At 38.5% G+C, this 21,960-nt stretch carries 17 protein-coding genes, 1 pseudogene and 1 riboswitch; of the genes and pseudogenes, 11 read left to right on the forward strand and 7 right to left on the reverse strand.

Annotation, left to right across the window (positions count from 1 at the left end; genetic code table 11):
* Positions 1-79: 79 nt before the first annotated feature.
* Entirely contained in the window at positions 80-1,000 is a 921-nt protein-coding gene (locus ACTNEP_RS16640; protein ID WP_441163116.1) for a DUF4349 domain-containing protein, read from the reverse strand.
* Positions 1,001-1,282: 282 nt separating this feature from the next.
* On the opposite strand from ACTNEP_RS16640, the gene ACTNEP_RS16645 reads away from it, so the two are divergent.
* From ACTNEP_RS16645 to ACTNEP_RS16675, 7 genes are all read left to right on the forward strand, one after another.
* The gene (locus ACTNEP_RS16645) at positions 1,283-2,542 is read left to right on the forward strand and encodes an argininosuccinate synthase (protein WP_441163117.1); all 1,260 of its coding nucleotides are present in this window, start codon (positions 1,283-1,285) and stop codon (positions 2,540-2,542) included.
* On the forward strand, positions 2,539-3,963 hold the full coding sequence (gene argH, locus ACTNEP_RS16650) for an argininosuccinate lyase (protein ID WP_441163118.1): 1,425 nt from the start codon (positions 2,539-2,541) through the stop codon (positions 3,961-3,963). Before ACTNEP_RS16645 ends, argH begins: the two co-directional genes overlap by 4 nt.
* Positions 3,964-4,461: 498 nt before the next feature.
* Complete coding sequence (locus ACTNEP_RS16655) at positions 4,462-5,556, forward strand: carbamoyl phosphate synthase small subunit (RefSeq protein ID WP_441163119.1); 1,095 nt, start codon at positions 4,462-4,464, stop codon at positions 5,554-5,556.
* Entirely contained in the window at positions 5,549-8,785 is a 3,237-nt protein-coding gene (gene carB, locus ACTNEP_RS16660) for a carbamoyl-phosphate synthase (glutamine-hydrolyzing) large subunit (RefSeq protein WP_441163120.1), read from the forward strand. Before ACTNEP_RS16655 ends, carB begins: the two co-directional genes overlap by 8 nt.
* Positions 8,782-9,717: an ornithine carbamoyltransferase gene (gene argF / locus ACTNEP_RS16665; protein ID WP_441163121.1), complete on the forward strand. Its 936-nt coding sequence runs from the start codon at positions 8,782-8,784 to the stop codon at positions 9,715-9,717. Before carB ends, argF begins: the two co-directional genes overlap by 4 nt.
* A gap of 115 nt (positions 9,718-9,832) precedes the next feature.
* Complete coding sequence (gene murB / locus ACTNEP_RS16670) at positions 9,833-10,735, forward strand: UDP-N-acetylmuramate dehydrogenase (protein ID WP_441163122.1); 903 nt, start codon at positions 9,833-9,835, stop codon at positions 10,733-10,735.
* Positions 10,736-10,773: 38 nt separating this feature from the next.
* Positions 10,774-11,019 (forward strand): hypothetical protein, encoded by a 246-nt coding sequence (locus tag ACTNEP_RS16675; protein ID WP_441163123.1) that lies wholly within the window; start codon positions 10,774-10,776, stop codon positions 11,017-11,019.
* Between the two features lie 60 nt (positions 11,020-11,079).
* Here ACTNEP_RS16675 and ACTNEP_RS16680 read toward each other — a convergent pair whose 3' ends face one another.
* Positions 11,080-11,985, reverse strand: coding sequence for a nuclease-related domain-containing protein (locus tag ACTNEP_RS16680; RefSeq protein WP_441163124.1), 906 nt, complete (start codon positions 11,983-11,985; stop codon positions 11,080-11,082).
* Between the two features lie 26 nt (positions 11,986-12,011).
* Positions 12,012-12,185 (reverse strand): PspC domain-containing protein, encoded by a 174-nt coding sequence (locus ACTNEP_RS16685; RefSeq protein ID WP_441163125.1) that lies wholly within the window; start codon positions 12,183-12,185, stop codon positions 12,012-12,014.
* A gap of 127 nt (positions 12,186-12,312) precedes the next feature.
* A riboswitch (FMN riboswitch) is annotated at positions 12,313-12,464 on the forward strand.
* Positions 12,465-12,620: 156 nt separating this feature from the next.
* Here ACTNEP_RS16685 and ribD point away from each other — a divergent pair.
* The 4 genes from ribD to ribH are packed head-to-tail and all read left to right on the forward strand — an operon-like array spanning position 12,621 to position 16,091.
* Positions 12,621-13,757 carry a bifunctional diaminohydroxyphosphoribosylaminopyrimidine deaminase/5-amino-6-(5-phosphoribosylamino)uracil reductase RibD gene (gene ribD, locus ACTNEP_RS16690; RefSeq protein WP_441163126.1) on the forward strand — a complete coding sequence of 379 codons (1,137 nt, stop codon included), beginning with the start codon at positions 12,621-12,623 and terminating at the stop codon, positions 13,755-13,757.
* Entirely contained in the window at positions 13,757-14,389 is a 633-nt protein-coding gene (ribE, locus tag ACTNEP_RS16695; protein ID WP_441163127.1) for a riboflavin synthase, read from the forward strand. Before ribD ends, ribE begins: the two co-directional genes overlap by 1 nt.
* Positions 14,390-14,401: 12 nt before the next feature.
* On the forward strand, positions 14,402-15,622 hold the full coding sequence (locus tag ACTNEP_RS16700) for a bifunctional 3,4-dihydroxy-2-butanone-4-phosphate synthase/GTP cyclohydrolase II (RefSeq protein ID WP_441163128.1): 1,221 nt from the start codon (positions 14,402-14,404) through the stop codon (positions 15,620-15,622).
* Position 15,623: 1 nt separating this feature from the next.
* Positions 15,624-16,091 carry a 6,7-dimethyl-8-ribityllumazine synthase gene (ribH, locus tag ACTNEP_RS16705; RefSeq protein WP_441163129.1) on the forward strand — a complete coding sequence of 156 codons (468 nt, stop codon included), beginning with the start codon at positions 15,624-15,626 and terminating at the stop codon, positions 16,089-16,091.
* A 42-nt stretch (positions 16,092-16,133) separates the two neighbouring features.
* On the opposite strand, the gene amt is transcribed toward ribH, so the two are convergent.
* The 4 genes and pseudogenes from amt to ACTNEP_RS16725 form a co-directional block, all read right to left on the reverse strand.
* Positions 16,134-18,413 carry an ammonium transporter gene (gene amt / locus ACTNEP_RS16710; protein ID WP_441163130.1) on the reverse strand — a complete coding sequence of 760 codons (2,280 nt, stop codon included), beginning with the start codon at positions 18,411-18,413 and terminating at the stop codon, positions 16,134-16,136.
* A 321-nt stretch (positions 18,414-18,734) separates the two neighbouring features.
* Entirely contained in the window at positions 18,735-19,214 is a 480-nt protein-coding gene (locus ACTNEP_RS16715) for a glutathione peroxidase (protein ID WP_441163131.1), read from the reverse strand.
* Positions 19,215-19,322: 108 nt separating this feature from the next.
* Positions 19,323-20,303 (reverse strand): oxygen-dependent tRNA uridine(34) hydroxylase TrhO, encoded by a 981-nt coding sequence (trhO, locus tag ACTNEP_RS16720; protein ID WP_441163132.1) that lies wholly within the window; start codon positions 20,301-20,303, stop codon positions 19,323-19,325.
* 308 nt (positions 20,304-20,611) lie between these two features.
* A pseudogene (locus tag ACTNEP_RS16725) lies at positions 20,612-21,932 on the reverse strand (TrkH family potassium uptake protein).
* Between the last annotated feature and the right edge of the window lie 28 nt (positions 21,933-21,960).

The raw sequence follows: 21,960 nt of genomic DNA on the forward strand, positions 1-21,960 counted from the left end.
GGATTTATGCTTTTTTCATGTATAAATTAATCTTTTCATTGCATGTAGTGAAAGTAACAAGCGTACTATCTGAGGACAGCTATTCCTTTCTCTTCAGTCTATTTTTACTAACAAAATAGATGACAAGTCCGATTATCAGAATCAGTATAATAATAGGTGTGTTTCCAATTAAGAAGATAAAAAGCCCGGATGCGATCGATAGAAGAGCCTGGATACTTTTCGTGAATTGCTCCTTTGTTTTCTCCCAAGTACTTAACGATTCATCATGAACAGATGGCATCTCGACGGTACGCTCTGTTAGATCAATATCAATGGTCGCATAGTCAGACTGGTTTTCTAAATAATTTATTTTACCTGTTAATTGTTCGATTTCTTCTTGTACCTCTGCCAAGTCATTGGAGATCTTTAATAAATCCTCCGTTTTCTCCGCTTCATTCAAGAAAGAAAGTAATCGCTCTTCAACAATTTTTTTTGATTTCAATCTAGAAGTTAAATCTACATATTGTTCTGTAACATCTTCCCCGCTAACGGTTTTTTCCAGGATATGGATATCCCCGTTTTCCACCAATGTAATAAAGTCATGGAAATTATCAGCTGGTATCCGAACGGTCACTCTGCCGAATCGTTCCGTATCCTCACGATGATTCGTATAGTTAGAAGTAACAATATATCCATCATACTTCTCTGCTTCTGTTTCTATGAAATGTACCGTTTTATCAAAAATTTCTGTTTCTAGATGTAAGTAAGCATTATAAATAATTTTTCTGTCTTCAACATTCTCTAAGCTTTCTTGATTATCTTCACTTACTACATTTTCCTCGTTATTTTCCATTTCCACTGTGTTTTCTACTTGATCAGTATCCATACCAGATTGTCTGTTTGTTTGTGTCTCTTCACTAATCGCTATCTCTTCTCCTGCCGAATCATAGCTGTGTTCTTCCGTATTAGAGCAAGCGGAAAGCAAAACAATTAGCATTAATAGATATCCTATTTTTTTCAAATTGACCACTCCTTTTGTTGGATTAGACGTAGCAAAAGCTGAGAGGTTACATAAAAAGATAACAATTTATATTTATTCATTTACATATATGTTTCCTGATGATGTAGAGGAGGTGTTCAAAAGGAAGGCAAAAAACAATGGAGACTTTTTATTTATCTAGTAAAAAATAAAAAAAATTTCGCATAACTATTGAATTAATATACCGAATGGTGCATAATAATACATAATTAATTATACAAATACATCTAGAATTAGATAATATACTTAAGGAGAGGTTATTTCATGGGAAAAGAAAAAATTGTTCTAGCATATTCTGGAGGACTTGATACTTCTGTTGCCATTAAATGGTTACAAGATAAATATGACTATGATGTTATCGCTGTTGGCTTGGATGTTGGTGAGGGGAAAGACTTAGAATTTGTCAAAAAGAAAGCTATTGATGTGGGTGCAATCAAATCCTACTCTGTTGATGCCAAGCAGCTTTTTGCCGAAGAGTTTGTTTTACCTGCATTACAGGCAAATGTGATGTATGAAGATAAATATCCATTAGTATCAGCCTTGTCTCGCCCATTAATTGCTAAAGTGCTTGTTGATATAGCGGAAAAAGAAGGAGCAGTGGCAGTGGCACACGGTTGTACTGGTAAGGGGAATGACCAAGTCCGTTTCGATGTAGCTTTTACTGCATTAAATCCTGAACTTAAAATTGTTGCCCCTGTCCGTGAATGGAAAATGACACGAGATGAAGAAATCAAATATGCAGAAGAAAATGGTATTCCAATTCCGATTGACTTAGACAGCCCATATAGTGTTGATCAGAACCTTTGGGGTCGTGCAAACGAATGCGGTATTTTAGAGGATCCATGGGCAGTTGCACCTGAAGATGCCTTCGAATTAACCGTTAATCCTGTAGATGCTCCTGATGAGCCAGAAGTTATCGAAATTGAATTTCAACAAGGAAAGCCAGTTGCGATAAATGGTCAAGAATATCCACTACATGAACTAATTTTGACGTTAAATGAAATTGCTGGTAAGCATGGTGTTGGAAGAATTGATCACGTGGAGAACCGTCTTGTTGGTATTAAATCACGTGAAATTTATGAGGCGCCGGCAGCAATTACGCTGATTAAGGCCCATCATGAAATTGAGTCAATTACACTACCAAGAGAGGTTACGAAATTCAAGCCTGTCGTTGAACAACAGTTAGAGCAAGCAATTTATGATGGTCTTTGGTTTACACAGTTAACAGATGCGTTGAAAGCTTTTATTGCTGAAACCCAAAAATATGTAAATGGTGTTGCAAAGGTTCAACTGTACAAAGGGCAAGCATTTGTAGTAGGCCGTAAATCAGAAAATTCACTATATGACCTTGATCTTGCAACGTACAATAAAGGTGATCAGTTTGATCATGATGCAGCACTTGGCTTTATTAAATTGTGGGGATTACCAACAAAAGTGCATTCCACGGTAAATAATGTCCACGCTGATAAAGCGAAAATAATGGAAAAAACGAAAATTGATGTGAAGGAATCAGTGAAACTATGAAATTATGGGGCGGACGATTTACAAAACCAACAAATGAATTAGTCGATGAGTATACAGCATCGATCAGCTTTGATAAAAAGTTGGCACAATATGATATCCAAGGAAGTCTTGCACATGTGGAAATGCTGGCGAAATGTGAGATAATTCCGGCAGAAGACGCGGAAACAATTAAAAATGGATTGCAGGTTGTAGCAGAAAAAATTGAAGAAGGAGAAGCTGAATTAACAGAAGCGAACGAAGATATTCATATGAATGTTGAAAAATTGCTGATAGATGAAGTCGGTGCTGTTGGGGGTAAATTACACACTGGAAGAAGTAGAAATGATCAAGTAGCATTAGATATGCGTCTATATTTGCGAGATTCGCTTGTAACGTTAGTTGAATTGCTAACGAATCTACAAGAGGCGTTATTAAAGCAGGCAAAGGCGAATATGGATACGATTTTACCAGGATATACACATTTGCAACGAGCACAGCCAGTGTTGTTCGCCCACCATATGATGGCATATGTCTCCATGTTTGAACGAGATGTAGAAAGGCTATGTGACAGTTTTAAAAGGATCAATCGCTCACCGCTTGGTGCAGGCGCATTAGCTGGAACCACATTTCCGATCGATCGTCATTACGTCGCAGAAAAGCTAAACTTTGATGGTGTGGTGGAAAACAGTTTAGATGCTGTTAGTGACCGTGACTTTGTCGTTGAATTTTTGTCAAATGCATCCTTAACGATTATGCACTTATCTCGTCTGAGTGAAGAATTAGTACAATGGTCCAGTGCAGAGTTCAATTTTATCGAATTGGATGACGCTTTTTGTACTGGTAGCAGTATGATGCCACAAAAGAAAAATCCTGATGTAGCTGAATTAGTAAGGGGGAAAACAGGACGCGTTTATGGTAATTTAATAGGGATGCTAACGACATTGAAGGGCTTGCCTCTCGCATATAACAAGGATATGCAAGAGGATAAAGAAGGTATGTTTGATACGATGGAAACGTTAAAAGGAGCCCTTGCCCTTTTTGCTCCGATGATTGAAACAATGGAAGTGAAGCAGGAGAAGATGTATGCTGCTGTAGCAGAAGATTTCTCTAATGCAACAGATTTGGCAGATTATTTGGTGAATAAAGATTTACCATTCCGTGAAGCACATGCGGTGGTCGGTCAGGTTGTTTTATATTGTATACAGGAAGATAAGTATTTATTAGATTTAAGCTTAGAAGATTTCCAACAATTTTCCAAGCTAATAGATGAAGATATTTATCATGTATTATCACCTGAGGCGGTTGTGAACGCCCGTAATGTCGTTGGTGGAACAGCAAAAAATCGTGTGGAGGACCAAATCGCATTAACTGAAAATCGTCTCACAGAAACGAAAGCATGGATCGAAACCTTTGCAGAAAAGGTCAACGTTCTTAAAAAATAAAACAAGAAACGTAGCTGATTCCTTTTCAGTTGCGTTTTTTCTTATATGAAAAAAAGTATAAAATCAGTGCAATGACCGTGTTAAACGAAAAAATGTTCTATATGTCATGTCAGCTAAGAAAATTTGGGGATTTTGTTAGAAGAAGCATGTTGATTGTTATTATTGATCGAGTGATAAGTCCGCAATTTACTTAATATAAAAGCAACCATGTTTCGTCTTGTTAGCGTTGTAGAGCATGATTCAAGCGAAGTGGGCAGCCGGAGTGGTGGTTTAGCTGTTCAAATATTTCATCATTACTACTGAAGTAATCGACATCTAATTAGCATTTAATTATGGACCGGCAGGGGTTGCCTTTTTTCTAACAAGATAAAAGGATCCTCAAAAATTTTAAAAAAATAATGCATAAATATAAATAATATAGTATAATTATAAACAATTAATGATGAAAACCAATGTAAATATAGATTATATATTGCTAGATATTGGAGGAGGAGCAAAATGCCAGAAACAACAGGTTATCTTGTATTAAATACGGGGGATGTTTTAGAAGGAAAATGGATAGGAGCTCATAAGCAAGCAGAGGGAGAACTCGTATTTAATACAGCGATGACGGGTTATCAGGAAGTGATGACAGACCCTTCATATGCTGGACAAATCGTTACCATGACATATCCCTTAATTGGAAACTATGGTTGGAACGAGATCGATTATGAAAGTATTAAGCCATCTTTAAAAGGCTTTATCGTCTCCACACCTAGCCATAACCCAGAACATTATGAATCTAAAAATACGTTAATGGAAATGTTAGAGAAGCATCATATTCCAGCATTATCTCATATTGATACAAGAGCATTAACACGAATCATCCGTGAGCACGGAGAGGTATACGGAAAAATGACACAGGATCCTGCAGAAAAGCCTGTAAATACATCTGTAAACCCGAATATTGTTTCCACCGTATCTGTTAAAGAAAAAACATACTATAAAACAGATAACCCAGCCGGACATCCGACACCACACGTAGTAGTAATCGACTTTGGTTATAAGCATTCCATTGCACATTCCCTATTAGAATTGGGTTGTGATGTAACAGTTGTACCATATAATACTACCTTTATGGAAGTTCAATCATTAGATCCGGATGGTGTGCTATTATCTAACGGCCCTGGTGATCCTAAAGCATTAGCCCACCTATCGGAAAACATTAAACAAATCTCGGAACACTTCCCGACGATGGGCATTTGTCTAGGGCATCAGTTAATCGCATTGGCACATGGTGCAACAACCAAACGATTACCATATGGTCACAGAGGAAGTAATCACCCAGTGAAAGACTTGCAAACTGGTAAAGTAATGATTACATCGCAGAACCATGGTTATGTAGTCGACTATGACTCCGTGAATCGCAACAATTGGTATGTTTCGCACGTTAATGTCAATGATCAATCCGTGGAAGGTTTAAAACATAAAACGAAACCTTTGATGACCGTACAATTTCATCCTGAGGCACATCCAGGCCCAATCGATACACATCATTTATTCGTAGACTTTATCCAGCAGTTCATTACTAAGGGAGAGAAACAGCATGCCTAAGAAAGACAACATAAAGAAAGTACTTGTAATCGGCTCCGGTCCAATTGTGATTGGGCAGGCAGCCGAATTTGATTACGCCGGCACCCAAGCATGTCTGGCTTTAAAAGAAGATGGCGTAGAAGTAATACTTGTTAACAATAATCCTGCTACGATCATGACAGACGAAAATATAGCAGATAAAGTATATCTCGAACCGTTAACCTGTGATTCGATCACAAAAATTATTGAAAAAGAGCGTCCTGATGGTATTTTGCCGACATTAGGCGGTCAAACAGGTCTGAATATGGCTGTTTTATTAGATGAAGCAGGTGTTTTGGAGAAATACAATGTCACGTTATTAGGGACACCACTTGAAACTATTCAAAAAGGGGAAGACCGTGAAATCTTTAAATCAATGATGAAAGATATCGGAGAACCAATTGCCGAGAGTCTCTCCACTTCTTCTGTTGAGGAAGCTGTCCATTTTGCAGATGAAGTCGGCTACCCAATGATCGTACGTCCGGCTTATACACTTGGAGGTGCTGGTGGCGGGATTGCTAATAATGAAGCAGAATTACGTACTATCGTAAAAAATGGCCTTCACTATAGCCCAATCAGTCAGGTATTAATTGAACAAAGTGTCAAAGGGTGGAAGGAAATTGAATATGAAGTAATGCGTGATTCAAACGATACATGCATTATCGTATGTAACATGGAAAACTTTGATCCAGTCGGTGTCCATACAGGAGATAGTATTGTTGTTGCACCGTCTCAAACGTTAACAGATCGTCAATACCAAATGCTTCGTACTTCCTCTGTAAAGGTTATCCGTGAGTTAGGAGTCATTGGTGGATGTAATATTCAATTTGCGCTAAATCCGGATAATGATGATTATATCATTATCGAAGTAAACCCAAGAGTTAGCCGTTCTAGTGCATTAGCCTCTAAAGCAACGGGGTATCCCATTGCTCGGATTGCGGCAAAAGTTGCGCTAGGCTACCATTTAGATGAAGTGATTAACCCAATTACGGGTGACACCTATGCAAGCTTTGAGCCGGCAATTGATTACATTGCTGCTAAGATTCCACGCTGGCCATTCGATAAATTTACGGGGGCTGACCGTTTATTAGGTACACAAATGAAAGCAACAGGAGAAGTAATGGCACTCGCGCGTAACTTCCCGATGGCGATCAATAAGGCGATTCGTTCACTGGAAATTGGCTTAGATTCGTTACATTTACCTGGCGTGGAACAATTATCTCAACAGGAGCTACATACCGCACTAGATAAAGCGACAGATGAGCGGTTGTTTGTGGTTGCGGAAGGCTTACGTAGGGGAATGACCGTGGAGGAGATCCATGAGATTACAGCAATCAATAATTACTTTTTGTATGAGTTAGAAGCTATGATTTCTAAAGAAAAAGAAATTGCTGCAAAAGGTTGGCAGGAGATAGAAGCAGAGGATTTAAAAGCTGCCAAAGGCTTTGGTATTTCCGATCTGACTTTGGCTAAGTTGTTAAACGTAGATATAGCAGCCATTCAACATAAAATAAAAGCAGAAAAGCTCGCACCTTCATATAAAATGGTGGATACATGTGCTGCTGAATTCTCGGCAGAAACACCTTACTTCTATAGTTCATGGAACGAATGGGATGAGGTAGAGGCGTTGGGCGGAGAGAAGCGAATGGTTGTATTAGGCTCTGGTCCAATTCGTATTGGTCAAGGGGTGGAATTTGACTATTGTTCCGTTCATGCAGCTAAGTCTCTGCAAGGTCAAGGTATTGATGCGGTTGTTATTAACAATAACCCGGAGACGGTAAGTACGGACTTTAACACGGCAGATCATCTTTATTTTGAGCCACTAACCGTTGAAGATGTATTACACGTTATTGAAAAGGAAAATGCCCAAGGTGTTTTGGTCCAATTTGGAGGTCAAACAGCAATAAATCTAGCGGATGGCTTACAAAAAGCAGGTGTTACGATTGCTGGTACTGCCCTCGAAGCCATTGAAGCGGTGGAAGATCGTGATTTATTTTATCAGCTTTTACAACGATTAAATATCCCACATATTCCTGGCGATACCGTAATGGCTGTGGAGGATGCGAAAGCAGTTGCAAACAAAATCGGCTACCCGATTTTAATACGCCCGTCTTATGTTATTGGTGGTCAAGGAATGGTTATTTTGCATAATGAAAACCAGCTTGTTGACTATTTAGTAAACTTACAAGCGAAAGCACATGATAATCGAATATTTCCTTTATTAATTGACCGTTATATTGAAGGATATGAGATGGAAATTGATGCGATATGTGATGGGGCAGACGTATTAATTCCTGGTATATTTGAACATGTGGAAAAAGCGGGCGTTCATTCCGGTGATAGTGTTGCAATCTTTCCAGCTCCTACGCTAGCGGAAGAACATAAGAGAACCATAGAATTATACGCCCAAAAAATCTCTCAAGAACTAAATGTTAAAGGAATTATGAATATCCAATTTGTTCTAAGTGAGGACCGAAAAACGATTTATGTGCTGGAAGTAAATCCACGAGCATCACGGACCGTGCCAATTGCAAGCAAGGTTACTGGTGTGCCAATGGTCGATCTGGCGACAAGGGTACAAATGGGTGAATCATTAACCAATCAGGAATGGAAGCTCGGTCTCCATGAAGAAGTGCCTTATTATGCAGTAAAAATGCCTGTTTTCTCGACTAATAAGTTACCAGGAGTCGATCCGATTCTTGGCCCGGAAATGAAATCAACAGGTGAAGCGATTGGACTCGGTACAACGGTAGAACAGGCGATGGCAAAAGCATTCGGCTGGAAAGAGGATAACCTGAAACCATTAGTCGAACAAGATACCATTTTCTTATCGCTTATTAAAATAGATAGCGAGCTTGAAAAACAATTACAGTCACTTACAGTAGCTATTGAAGCAGATCCAAAAACAGCAGGAGTATTATCAGCTCACGGTATCCAGGTTAATTCGATCGTGAGCTTAGAAGAAGCAGAACAAAAATGTATAGACGAGAAGTATGCCTTTATAGCCGACACACACCGCACTGGTGAAAGAGATCAGCATATGTCATTACGTGAGGCAGCATTACGTTCCGATACATTGCATTTTACAGCAAATGACACGTTATCTGCTTATATCGAAGTAACTCAGGTAGAACTAGAATCACCTGAACCTATCCAGAATTATCGAAACAATAAGCCTGATTTAAACAAAAAGGAGCGTGCAATGCCATGAGTATCAAGGAACAATTAAAGGGGAAAGACCTCCTTACACTTGCAGAATACTCGAAAGCCGAAATAGCTTATATTTTAGAGTTGGCGATAAAGATAAAACAGAAACAGAAAAATGGTGAGCTATATCAGCCATTAAAAGGAAAAACATTAGGAATGATCTTTGAAAAGTCATCTACTCGAACTCGTGTCTCTTTTGAAACAGGGATTTATCAGCTAGGTGGAATGGGACTTTTTTTAAGCTCCAATGATATTCAATTAGGTAGAGGCGAGCCGATTTCTGATACCGCAAAAGTTTTGTCAGGATATCTAGACGGAATAATGATCCGTACCTTCTCCCAACAGGATGTAGAGGATTTAGCAGAGAATGCTTCTATTCCAGTAATTAACGGCTTAACCGATGATTATCACCCTTGCCAAGTATTAGCCGACCTCCAAACGATTAAAGAGGTAAAGGGAGGACTGGAAGGGTTAAAACTAGCCTATATTGGGGATGGAAATAATATGGCTCACTCCTTGATGATCGGCTGTGCCAAAATGGGATTGGATGTTGCGGTTGCGGCACCAAAGGATTATCAGCCTAATGCGGAGATAGTGAAGGAAGCGCAGGCTTTTGCGGGTGATAATGAGGTGTTAGTAACGGAAGATGCAACGGCAGCAGTGCGGAATGCAGATGTAATTTATTCCGATGTGTGGGCAAGTATGGGGCAAGAAGCGGAACAAAAAGAACGGGAAAAAGCTTTTGCACATTATCAAGTGAATCAAGAGCTGTTCTCCTATGCCAAGCAAGATGCTATTTTCATGCATTGCTTGCCAGCCCACAGAGGAGAAGAAGTAACAGCAGACATTATTGATGGACCACAATCAGTTGTTTTCCAAGAAGCAGAAAACAGATTACATGCACAGAAAGCATTAATGGTAGCATTGATGGGCTAGATCTCTTTTTAAGAGGTCTAGCTTTTTTTCATGTTGCAGTTCATATTTTGTTATTGCTATAATAAAGATTAATTGTGTGGAATCACACAATAGTAAATTAAAGGATTGATCTAACATGAGTATCTTAAAAGAATTACAACAAATTATTGATCCAGAACATATTTTGATAGATGAGGAACTAAAAAATCATACTTATACAAAATTAGGAGGAAAAGCTGACTTCTTCGTGACACCATCAACTATAGAAGAAGTGCAGGAAATCATCCGTTTTGCCAATAAAACAGCTGTCCCTTTTACCTTGTTAGGAAATGGTTCAAATGTAATCGTTAGAGATGGAGGGATTCGCGGGATAGTTTTAAGTTTGAAAAAGTTTCTAGGTATTCGAAGAGACGGGGACAAGGTGATTGCAGAGAGTGGTGCTCGGATAATTGATGCCTCTCGTTTTGCCTTGAGTGAACATTTAACAGGTCTCGAGTTTGCCTGTGGTATCCCTGGAACAGTAGGAGGTGCATTGTACATGAATGCAGGTGCCTATGGTGGAGAGGTGAAAGACTGCCTGGAAAGTGCCCTTGTCGTTGATGCTGCCGGGGAGGTACATCGCATGCCGGCTGAAGCTTTTGACCTTGCATACCGTACAAGTAATATCGCCGAAAAAGGTTATATCGTATTAGAAGCCACCTTCCACTTAGAAAAAGGAGACTATCATGAAATCAAAGCAGTAATGGACGATTTAACCTATAAGCGAGAGTCAAAGCAACCCTTGGAATACCCTTCATGTGGCAGTGTATTCAAGCGACCACCGGGCTACTTTGCTGGAAAACTGATTCAAGATAGCGACTTGCAAGGAAAAGGCATAGGCGGAGCAGAAGTATCCACCAAACACGCTGGATTTATCGTCAACAAAAACAATGCCACTGCCACTGATTACATTTCTGTCATAGAAATGGTGCAACATGAAGTCAAAGCAAAATTTGGTGTGGAATTAGAGCGAGAAGTAAGGATATTGGGAGAAGACTGAAGTGGGTTTTTCATAGATGAGATATGAAGGACAATAGAATGAGTAAAGTCCGAAAAGTGTCCATCATAAGTGGAATGAAGGACAAAAGAATGGGGAATCCAAGAAAAGTGTCCATCATAAGTGGAATGAAGGACAAAAGAATGGGGAATCCAAGAAAAGTGTCCATCATAAGCGGAATGAAGGACAAAAGAATGGGGAATCCAAGAAAATTGTCCATCATAAGTGGAATGAAGGACAAAAGGACGGGAAATCCAAGAAAATTGTCCATCATAAACCAACAATAGTAAGTAAAACATTGCCCATGAGAAAATTAAATCCATGGGCAATGTTTTATTAAAGGATACTTAGCCATAGTAAGTCCATTGACGGACACCATTCTTTTGAAAATTCCTCTCTAATAACCGTTGAATACTTTTCTTAGAATACTCTTTGCCACACCAATCATATACAAGGTTAGTAGTTAACTTCTGATCCGAAAAAAGTAATCGTAATTCATCAATGTTTCGCAAAAAAGCTTTGTGAATAGCATCGACGTGCCCACAGGTAGAACAGAAACAATTTCTACCTCTTAAATTTACGGATATTGAATTACAATTAACGCAGCGCAAGCCTTTCTTCAATTGTTGATATTCATATGTAGGAATTCTGGGATAAGGATAGTTTCCGGTATCTCGAGCTATTAATTGTTTCGCTAATTTGTGTTGTGAAGATGTTACAGGAGTTTGTGACCGAAGATCTTTTATAAATTTAGCTATTTGGCTCGGGAAAATAAGTTGCTTATTGATTGGGGCTTGATAGAGGGTGAACTCGGAATTAATAAAAACATCATAGCATTCCATTTGCACATTTACTTGTAGTTCTTGTAAAACCTGCCGCATCAATGTTTCATTACGCTTTAATTGCAAAAGTGGATTATTGATTTCTTTCTTTGGGAGCTTGTACCATCTTTTTTCGGCATGCATATAATCACCCGGATAATTTTTCACATCAAAAAGGTAAAGGGTGTCTCCTGTTAATAGAATTGAGTCAATTTGGAAAAAAGTAGTACCTATCTCCATCCGAATGTCACTTATAACCAAAAAGGAACCAACCAATGTGTCTCTTAACAGTTGTTCGAAGTTTTTCTCACCTTCATATCCTTGTTTAAGATTATGATAGTAGACCATTTCCTTTTGGGTAAAAGTAATTCTTGAATCCAATGCGTCAAAGACTTCCAGTTCATAAGGTTTTTTCAACACTTTTATTATCATTGGACCTCTCCTTATACTACAAAGATTTAGGTTGGGCTGGAAAGATTTGCTAGAACTATATAAGCAATAAGTCCTGCAGGAAGAAAAAGTACAAAAATTAGGCGGACAATGAATGAGGAAATTCCAAAGTGCTTGGCAATACCGCCACATACACCATGTAGAGAGCAGTCCGTTACCGATTTTTCTACCTTTGTAATCATGTGCTATCCTCCTTTTTTAAGTGATCACCCTTATACTAACACATACTTCCAGCAACTAACAAAACGTATTTTTTGCAATCAAGATAAAAATTCTTTATACTGTTTACATAATAAAATAATACGAAGTACATTCCTTTGGGGCAGGGTGTAATTCCCGACCGACGGTGATAAAAGCAATGATGCTTTTTCAGTCCGTGACCTGGATCATGGAAACATGTGAAGGTGGATTTGGTGAGAATCCAAAGCCGACAGTGATAGTCTGGATGGGAAAAGGAATTGGTGACGTAGTAGCTTTTCTATGGGAAAAGCAGTTCTTTTTGTGTTGACAAAAAGTATCCAGAAAGAAAGTGCAAACTGGCTTTCCTTTCCTCTTCCCATAGTATTGTGACCACAAAACCAAGCTCTTTACTATGAATTAAACCACTAACCCTAGGTATGTATTACCTAGGGTTTTTTGATTTTACATGTAAAGGTGATGATCAAGTGAAAACGAATGAAGAATGGATGGATCTTGCCCTCAACCTGGCTGAAGGAACCATAGGTCAAACAAGTCCCAACCCTGCTGTAGGAGCTGTTGTTGTAAAAGATGGACAATTACTTGGTGTCGGCACTCATTTAAAAGCGGGTGAAGCACATGCTGAGGTTCATGCAATTGCACAAGCAGGAGAGAAGGCAAAAGGAGCAGATGTTTATGTTACGCTCGAGCCTTGTGCCCATTACGGAAAAACACCGCCATGTGCAGAACTTTTAGTAAAAAGTGAGGTCAAAAAAGTATATATTGCCTGCCTTGATCCCAATCCTAAAGTAGCAGGAAAGGGTATCGACATCTTAAAAAATGCTGGTATAGAAGTAGAAGTTGGCATTCAAGAACAGCGTGCTCTACGAATTAATCAACATTTTTTTCACTATATAGAAAAAAAGCGCCCTTTTATCACCCTGAAAGCAGCGACCACCCTGGATGGTAAAACCGCGACAGCTACAGGTGACAGTAAATGGATTACATCAACAGCAGCCAGAGAAGATGTCCATAAAGAACGACATAAACATGATGCAATTCTAGTAGGACGACATACAGTAGAAAAAGATAATCCCAGCTTAACGACACGTCTACCCCAAGGTGGAAAAAGTCCTATTCGTATTATTTTAGATACTCATTTATCGCTACAAGGTGATTTTCAAATATGGAAGCCTGATTCACCAACCTGGATGATATGTGGTAAGCAAGCAAATAAGGAATGCTTTACAAAAAAAAATCCACATATCAAAGTGATCCAATTGCCCACAGAAAAAATTGATTTGAACGATCTGATGGAAGTCTTAGCAGAGGAAAAGGTGCAATCCCTTTATGTAGAAGGTGGTGCAACCATTCATCAAGCTTTCTTAACGGAAGGACTTTATGATGAATGTCATTGGTATATAGCACCTAAACTTTTAGGCGGACAGGACGCACGATCGGTAATCGGTGGCGAATCCCCTTTATCTATGAAGGAGGCCCAGCAACTAGAAATTATCGAACTTACACAAATTGGCCCGGATATTAAGCTTAGCGCGAAACCAAAGGAGGAATCTTAATGTTTACTGGTATTGTAGAGGAAAAGGGAAAAATCATCTCTATTACACAACATAATCAAGCTTTACAAGTAAAGATTCAAGGAAAAAAGGTAACAGAAGATGTTTCGATAGGTGATAGTATTTCCGTCAATGGTGTTTGTCTCACCGTAACTAATTTTGCTGCTGACTGGTTTACAGTCGACGTAATTCCAGAAACATTCCGAGGCTCCTCATTATCCAAATTATCCGCCCAGTCTGTCGTGAACTTAGAACGTGCCATGCATGCAAATGGCAGGTTTGGTGGCCATTTTGTCTCTGGTCATGTGGATGCAGTAGGAACGATTGAACGAACTTGGCAGGAAGATAACGCGAAGTATTATTACATTTCCGTATCTGATACACGATATCTTACGTTGAAAGGCTCAGTCTCGGTAGATGGTACATCGCTGACTGTTTTTGGAGTGGATGACAAAGGATTCACTATTTCATTAATACCAGAAACGCAATCAGCAACGGTTCTAGGAGCAAAAAATCAGGGTGACATCGTGAATGTGGAATTTGATATGCTAGCAAAGTACATGGAACGTCTCCTTCAGGCATCCAATCAAACAACAGGCATTACAGAAGAGCAATTACAGCAATATGGTTTTTAAGGAGGTGCAAGTATGAAGCAGTCTGTAGAAGTAGCTATAAAAGCACTACAAAAAGGAGAAATCGTTATCGTTGTAGATGACGAAGACCGTGAAAATGAAGGGGATTTTATTGCCTTAGCAGAACACACCACACCGGAAGTAATCAATTTTATGGCTACGGAGGGGCGTGGGTTAATTTGTGCACCGATGACGAAACATTATGCTGACCGTTTTCAGTTAGGAGAAATGGTTACAAGAAATACCGATGATTATGGTACTAATTTTACAGTGAGTATCGATTATCATACGACTCACACTGGAATTAGTGCGCAAGAGCGGGCATTAACGATTCAGAAGTTAGTCGATGATACGACGACAGCAGAGGATTTTAATCGCCCTGGTCATGTTTTTCCATTAATCGGAAGAACTGCTGGAGTACTTGAACGAACCGGTCATACGGAAGCAGCAATTGATTTAGCTCGTCTTGCGGGCTCGAAGCCAGTAGCTGTAATCTGTGAAATTATGAATGAAGACGGTACAATGGCACGTCAACCTGATTTAGAAAAGTTGGCAGAAAAACATAAAATGCCGATGATTACCATCCAAGAATTAATTCAATATCGCAAACGTTATGACCAATTAATTGAAAAAGAGACAGAAATCAATTTACCGACGGCATATGGTGAATTTAAATTGGTTGCCTATACAGAAAAATATACTGGCCAAGAGCATATTGCTTTATATAAAGGTAAATTAAATCCAAATGAACCTACATTGGTCCGTGTCCATTCCGAATGTTTAACAGGTGATGTATTTGGTTCAGAGCGTTGTGATTGTGGACCGCAATTAGAAAAAGCACTAGAGGAAATCCAACAAGCTGGTCGGGGAGTGCTTGTCTATATGCGGCAGGAAGGACGCGGGATCGGTTTAATAAATAAGATGAAAGCCTACAAACTCCAAGAGGAAGGCTATGACACGGTTGAAGCCAATCACCAATTGGGATTCCCAGATGATTTACGAGATTATGCGATTAGTGTCCAGATCTTAAGAGATTTGGGTGTTGGAAAGCTGCATCTGCTAACTAATAATCCACGTAAGCTTTCCAGTGTGGAGGAGTATGGGCTGGAATTAGTAGGAAGAAAAGCAATTGAAATTCCGGCAAATAAAAATAATGAGAAATATTTACAAACAAAAGTAGAAAAACTAGATCATTTATTACATGTAGAAAGTCAACAAGATGGAGGAGGAATTTAATATGGCACAAACATTTGAAGGAAACTTGGTAGGTACAGATTTAAAAGTAGGAATGGTTGTAGGGAGATTTAATGAATTTATCACAAGTAAACTGTTGAGTGGTGCGGAGGATGCACTTCGTCGTCACGGTGTAAACGAAGAAGACATAGATGTGGCGTGGGTACCGGGAGCTTTTGAAATTCCTTTAGTTGCGAAAAAAATGGCTGAATCAGGTAAATATCATGCGGTTATCACGTTAGGGACGGTTATCCGTGGATCCACACCACACTTTGATTATGTGAGTAATGAGGTTTCTAAAGGAGTAGCGAGTGTATCGATGGATGCCGGGATTCCTGTTATTTTTGGTGTCCTAACAACGGACACTATTGAACAGGCGATAGAGCGTGCAGGTACAAAAGCTGGAAACAAAGGAGCAGAAGCTGCCATTTCGGCAATCGAGATGGCAAACTTATTAAAAGAAATTGGTTGATTTGAAAGAAGTGGCGGGTTGTACACCGCCACTTTTGATGATTTAGCTTGTTTTAAATTTTTTAACAGTATTCGATAGTGACAAGCTTTGGTTTTTCATCGTAGCAATCCGCTTGGCAATATCACCAATAGATGCATCACTTTCTTTCATTTGTACATTAATAATTGCTAATTTATCTCGCATCTCCTGAAAGCTAACCTTTTGTTCTTGCTTACTTTCCAGCATTTTAGAAGTCTCTTTGCTCATTACTTCTAGATTGTTAGTAAAATAATCCATGACTTGATAAATTTCATTGACCTCATTATTAATTCGATTGAATTTCTCTGGCATATAAGCTAATTCTTCTAATAAATGATGTAGCTTTTTAGAAAAACTAGTAAATTCATGTTGCCCTTGTTGGATAGTATTAACTGTACCTGTAATAATCGATTGAATTTCAATTGTGGCTTGTTTTGATTGCTCTGCCAGTTTCCTAATTTCTTCTGCTACAACTGCAAATCCTTTCCCATATTCTCCAGCATGAGCAGCCTCAATTTCGGCATTTAATGCTAATAAATTGATTTGATCGGCAATTTCTTTAATTACACCCATAACAGAGGTACTTTGATCAGAAAACTGTTGTACGTGTTGATTTTGTTGTTGATACCTTTGCATTGTGTTGTTTACCTCTTTATTCATGCCTGTAATATCACTCACAGTCGATTGTACTGATACCATTTCCTCTGTTAGTACCGTTACATGTTCACTAACTTGTTCAATAGATGAGAAGAATTGTTGAATCGTAGCAATTACTTCATTTTCTCGTTCCAGTTCTAATTCCAGCTGTTGATCTGATTTGGTAAAAACTTGATGAGTAGCTTCAATCGTATTTACTTGTTCTTTACTATCTTCCCGTAACCGTTCTGTTACTTTGAGTAAATCTTCTGCCGAATGTTCTACATAGAGAGAAGCATCTTTCACTTGCTTGACTAATCGATCTAGTTTTTTTATTACTTGGTTAAAGGCGACATTTAACTCATACGTATCTTCACCAGGCTCCACTTTTATTGTATGGGTTAAATCACCGGCTGAATTTGCAATTTCTTTCATAGATTGAATCGTATCTACCATCGCAATACTTGCTCCATGTTCCGTAACATTGAGGCCAGCAAGTTCTTCTTCTTTCGTTGGACGAAGATTCATAAAAAATCCAATACCTTTATAAACAAGATATCCAAGTACGAATCCCCAGACAAAAGCGACGACTATTCCAATCATTTGCGAAAAAATTTGTTCTAGGCGTGTATCTGCTGGGAGTAATGATATGGTTCCAAATAAACCTACAGCAAGTGTCCCCCATGCACCACAGACACCATGGACCGAAATTGCACCAATAGCGTCGTCTAATTTACAAATCCTTTCGAAAAAGACAAGAGAAAATACAACAATAATGCCCCCAATTGCTCCTGATAAGAGTGCCATAAGTGGAGTGAAGACCGCAACTCCCGCAGTTACGGAGACTAAACCAGCTAATATACCATTCAAGATATCCTCGACTTTTGGTTGTGAGGACGTTATCCAGCTAGTAATCATTGCTAGCAATCCTCCAGCTACTGCTGCTAAATGAGTATTAAGAGCGATCAGGGCAATCGATGTGTCACCAGTCGTGGTTGATCCAGCATTAAAACCAAACCATCCTAACCATAAAATAAACACACCAATTGCCGCTAATACTATATTGGATGGCTTAAATCGACGGATTTTTCCATTATTATATTTTCCTATTCGTGGACCTACTACTAATACTGCGGCTAGTGCTACCCATCCACCAATAGAATGTACAACGGTAGAACCAGCAAAATCAACAAATCCAATATTCTCTAACCAGCCTGCCTGATCTGGATGGAGAAGACTCCCCCACGCCCAATGACCAAAAATGGGATAAATAATTAATACAATAAAAAATGTACCAGCTAAGTAGACACCAAATTTTACTCTTTCTGCTATTGCACCGGAAACAATGGTTGCTGCCGTTCCCGCAAATACAATTTGGAAGAACAAAAATGCCCAATTCCAAGGGTCATCATCTAAACCTTGAAAGAAAAAAAGGCTTGATCCAATCCAACCATTTGCCGAATCTCCAAACATGATGGCAAAGCCAAATAGGGAGAATATAACTGTTGCTATTAGTAAATCACAGACATTTTTGATCGCAACATTTATCGAGTTCTTTGCTCGTACAAGCCCCGCTTCTAATGCAGTAAAACCAGCCTGCATAAAAAAGACTAGAATAGAGGCTATAATAATCCAAACAAAATCAAGATGAAGCTGAATCGTATCCATATGTGTCATCCTTTTCTATTATAATTTCAATGTTTACGCTAGTATCACCATGGTTGTCATATGTGATAAAACGGAGTATACTCTTTTTTACTATAGGTAAATAATACTAATAAAGTGATAAAAATGTCATGCCTATTGTTAAAATATCTAACAATAATCATGTTTATCTCACATAGAAAAAGAGGGTGTGGAAGGCATACTGTCGAGAGGATTGGATGACAAAGAAGTTGTTTAACAAACAAAAAAAGTGACAGTTTTGTCAACTGTCACTTTATCACGGTGCTAAGCTTCTGCAAAGCCACCGCTGATCATCGTTTCACTTTACTGTTGTAGTAATTCTTGGATATCCTTTTCTATTTCTTCAGGCTTTGTTTTTGGTGCGTAGCGTTTCACCACAATTCCGTTTTCATCAATCAAGAATTTAGTAAAGTTCCATTTGATTTGTTCGGAAATAATTCCTGGCGCTTCTTTTGTCAAATGCTGGAACAGGGGGTGAGCATTTTTACCCCGCACATCTACTTTTGTAAACATAGGGAAGGTGACACCGTAGTTAAGCCGACAATATTCCTCTGCTTCTTCGCTTGATCCAGGCTCCTGATTCATAAACTGGTTACAAGGGAAGCCTAAAATTTCTAAATCTTTATCCTTATACTTTTCGTACAACTTTTGCAACCCATCAAATTGCGGAGTAAAGCCGCATTTACTGGCAGTATTCACGATAAGCAATGCTTTTGCCTTATAATCATTCACCGTTTTCTTTTCACCTTTAACGGTTTCAATGGTAATATCAAACAATGACAATTCAATCGCCTCCTTGATAAAAAGGATAGCATATTCAACCTATAAGTACGAGGAACAACCTGTCAACTAAATAAGTATAAAAAAACACGAGGATAAACCTCGTGTTTTCTATGATTCTTGCATAACACCGTCTTCTTCAGCGATACGATCCAGTCGTGCCTGGATTTCTTCTTCAGAAAGATTGTGTTCTGCGATATATAGATTGCGAGGGTGAACACGGCATTCGTGTGTACATCCACGCATATATTTATGTTCATTTTCTTCTGAGCATAAGATTTGTTTATTACAATCAGGATTTGCACAATTTACATAGCGTTCGCAAGGTTCACCATCGAAGTAGTCTCTACCGACTACAACATGTTCTTTGCGATTAACTGGAACAGAAATACGCTCATCGAAGACGTATAATTGCCCATCCCAAAGCTCGCCTTGTACTTCTGGATCTTTTCCATATGTGACAATTCCGCCATGAAGTTGTGCGACATCATCAAATCCTTTTTCTTTCATCCAACCACCGAATTTCTCGCAGCGAATACCGCCAGTACAATACATGAGAATTTTCTTACCTTCTAATTTCTCTCGGTTATTTTCAATCCATTCTGGTAGTTCACGGAAGCTATCAATATCAGGATTAATCGCACCACGGAAATGTCCTAGTTCATATTCATAATCATTTCTGGTATCCAAAATAACAGTGTTTTCATCTTGCATTGCTTCATAAAACGCTTTTGGATCCAAAAAGTCTGCATTTTTTTCGCGTGGATCTACATTTTCCTCACCCAAGCGAAGGGTTACTAGCTCTGGGCGATGACGACAGTGCATTTTCTTGAATGCATGTCCATCTGCCTCATCGACTTTAAACACCATGTCACTAAATCTCGGATCATTATGCATTGCTTCCATATACTTATTTGTTTGTTCCACAGTTCCAGAAACTGTCCCATTGATACCTTCTTCTGCTACAAGAATTCGACCTTTTAATCCTAACTCTTTACAGAATTTCAAGTGATCATGTGCAAAAGTTTCCGGGTCTTCAATTGTGACGAACTTATAATACAGTAATACTTGATATTTTTCTTTCTTTTCCATTTTCTACCACCTATCAATTCATATTTGCAAGATATAAATGTGTTTAGGTTGGTTTGTCACGGTGCTAACCATCTGTAAACCTTAAAAGGATTACGGACGCTAACACCCTGATAAGTTTTACTAACCTTCAGTGATGATAAACACTACGACTGAGGAAAGTATCACTTTGTACTTTTATAATCTTGCAAGACCATATTTTATCACGTTTTACGCCACTTAACAATCCATTTTGTTTCTTTTCCTTATTAGTATACACTTCGAAATCGACACCATTCGCTTAGAAAACATTTTCCTATTACTCCCCCTTCTTATCCAGTAAGAATGTCTTCAGGAGGATATTGGATGATGTCGTCTTTAGTCTGTGCTAATGAAAATGCTAGCGTAAGCGGTCCAAGCTTACCAACAAACATGATGACTACTATCACAAGCTTACCTATCGTAGTTAACGAACTTGTTATACCCATTGATAACCCTACTGTCCCGAAGGCAGACACAACCTCAAACAAGATTGTAAGGAATGGCTGGTTCTCCGTAATAGTTAATACAAAGATACCTACAAAGATAAAAAAGATTGCCATACTAGATATGGCTAAAGACCGTAAAATGTACGATTGATTAATCGATCTTTTGGCAATGGTGATATCCCGTCTTCGTCTTAAAAAGCTGTTTACAGCCATGATAATGACTAGAAAGGTTGTTAATTTGATACCTCCTCCAGTTGAAGCACTTCCAGCTCCGATAAACATTAATATAATAATAAAAAATATACTTGCTTCTTCTAAGCTTCCAATATCGATTGTGTTAAATCCTGCTGTTCTTGGTGTAATAGCCTGAAAATAAGATGCCCAAAGTTTATCACCTATTCTCAAGCTCCCAAGCGTATGAGGATTACTATATTCTAAAGCGAAGATAGAGAAAATTGCCATGATGTTAATAAAAAATGTACCAACAATCATCAGCTTAGAATGTAAAGAAAGTGTTTTAAACCTCTTTTTATGCCATAAGTCTGATAATACCGTAAACCCGATTCCGCCAATTATAAATAAAAAAGAGATAACTATATTGATAATTGGATCCCCAACATAACCTGATAAACTATCTGACCATAAGGAAAACCCAGCATTATTAAAAGCAGATATGGAGTGAAAGAAACTGAAATATAATCCTTTTGTCCAACCCATTTCAGGAATCCATCTTATTGCAATAAATATCATTGCGGTAAATTCAATCGTTATTGAATAAAATAATAAATTTTTAACTAATTTTATTATTCCGGCCAATCGATGTTTGGTTTAAAGCATGTTGAACTAATAATCTTTCTTTTATCCCTATTCTTTTACCCAGCATGATATAAATCAATATAGCAAAAGACATAATGCCTAAACCACCTAGCTGTATCAATAATACAATGACCAATTGGCCAAAGAGTGTAAAAGCTGAACCAGTATCTACCGTTACTAGCCCTGTAACGGTCATTGCAGAAGCTGCTGTGAATAAAGCATCGACCCAGCGGATTGATTCAGTGGTGGATATCGGCAATTTAAGTAAACAAGTCCCGAATATTATCGATATAGCAAACACTAAAAGGAGTAATTGAGATGGATTCATATAAATATATTTTTTACGCATGACGATCCCTTCTTTTTCAAAACAGATT

The sequence above is a fragment of the Gracilibacillus sp. HCP3S3_G5_2 genome, from assembly GCF_052063305.1.
Lineage (GTDB): Bacteria > Bacillota > Bacilli > Bacillales > Amphibacillaceae > Gracilibacillus.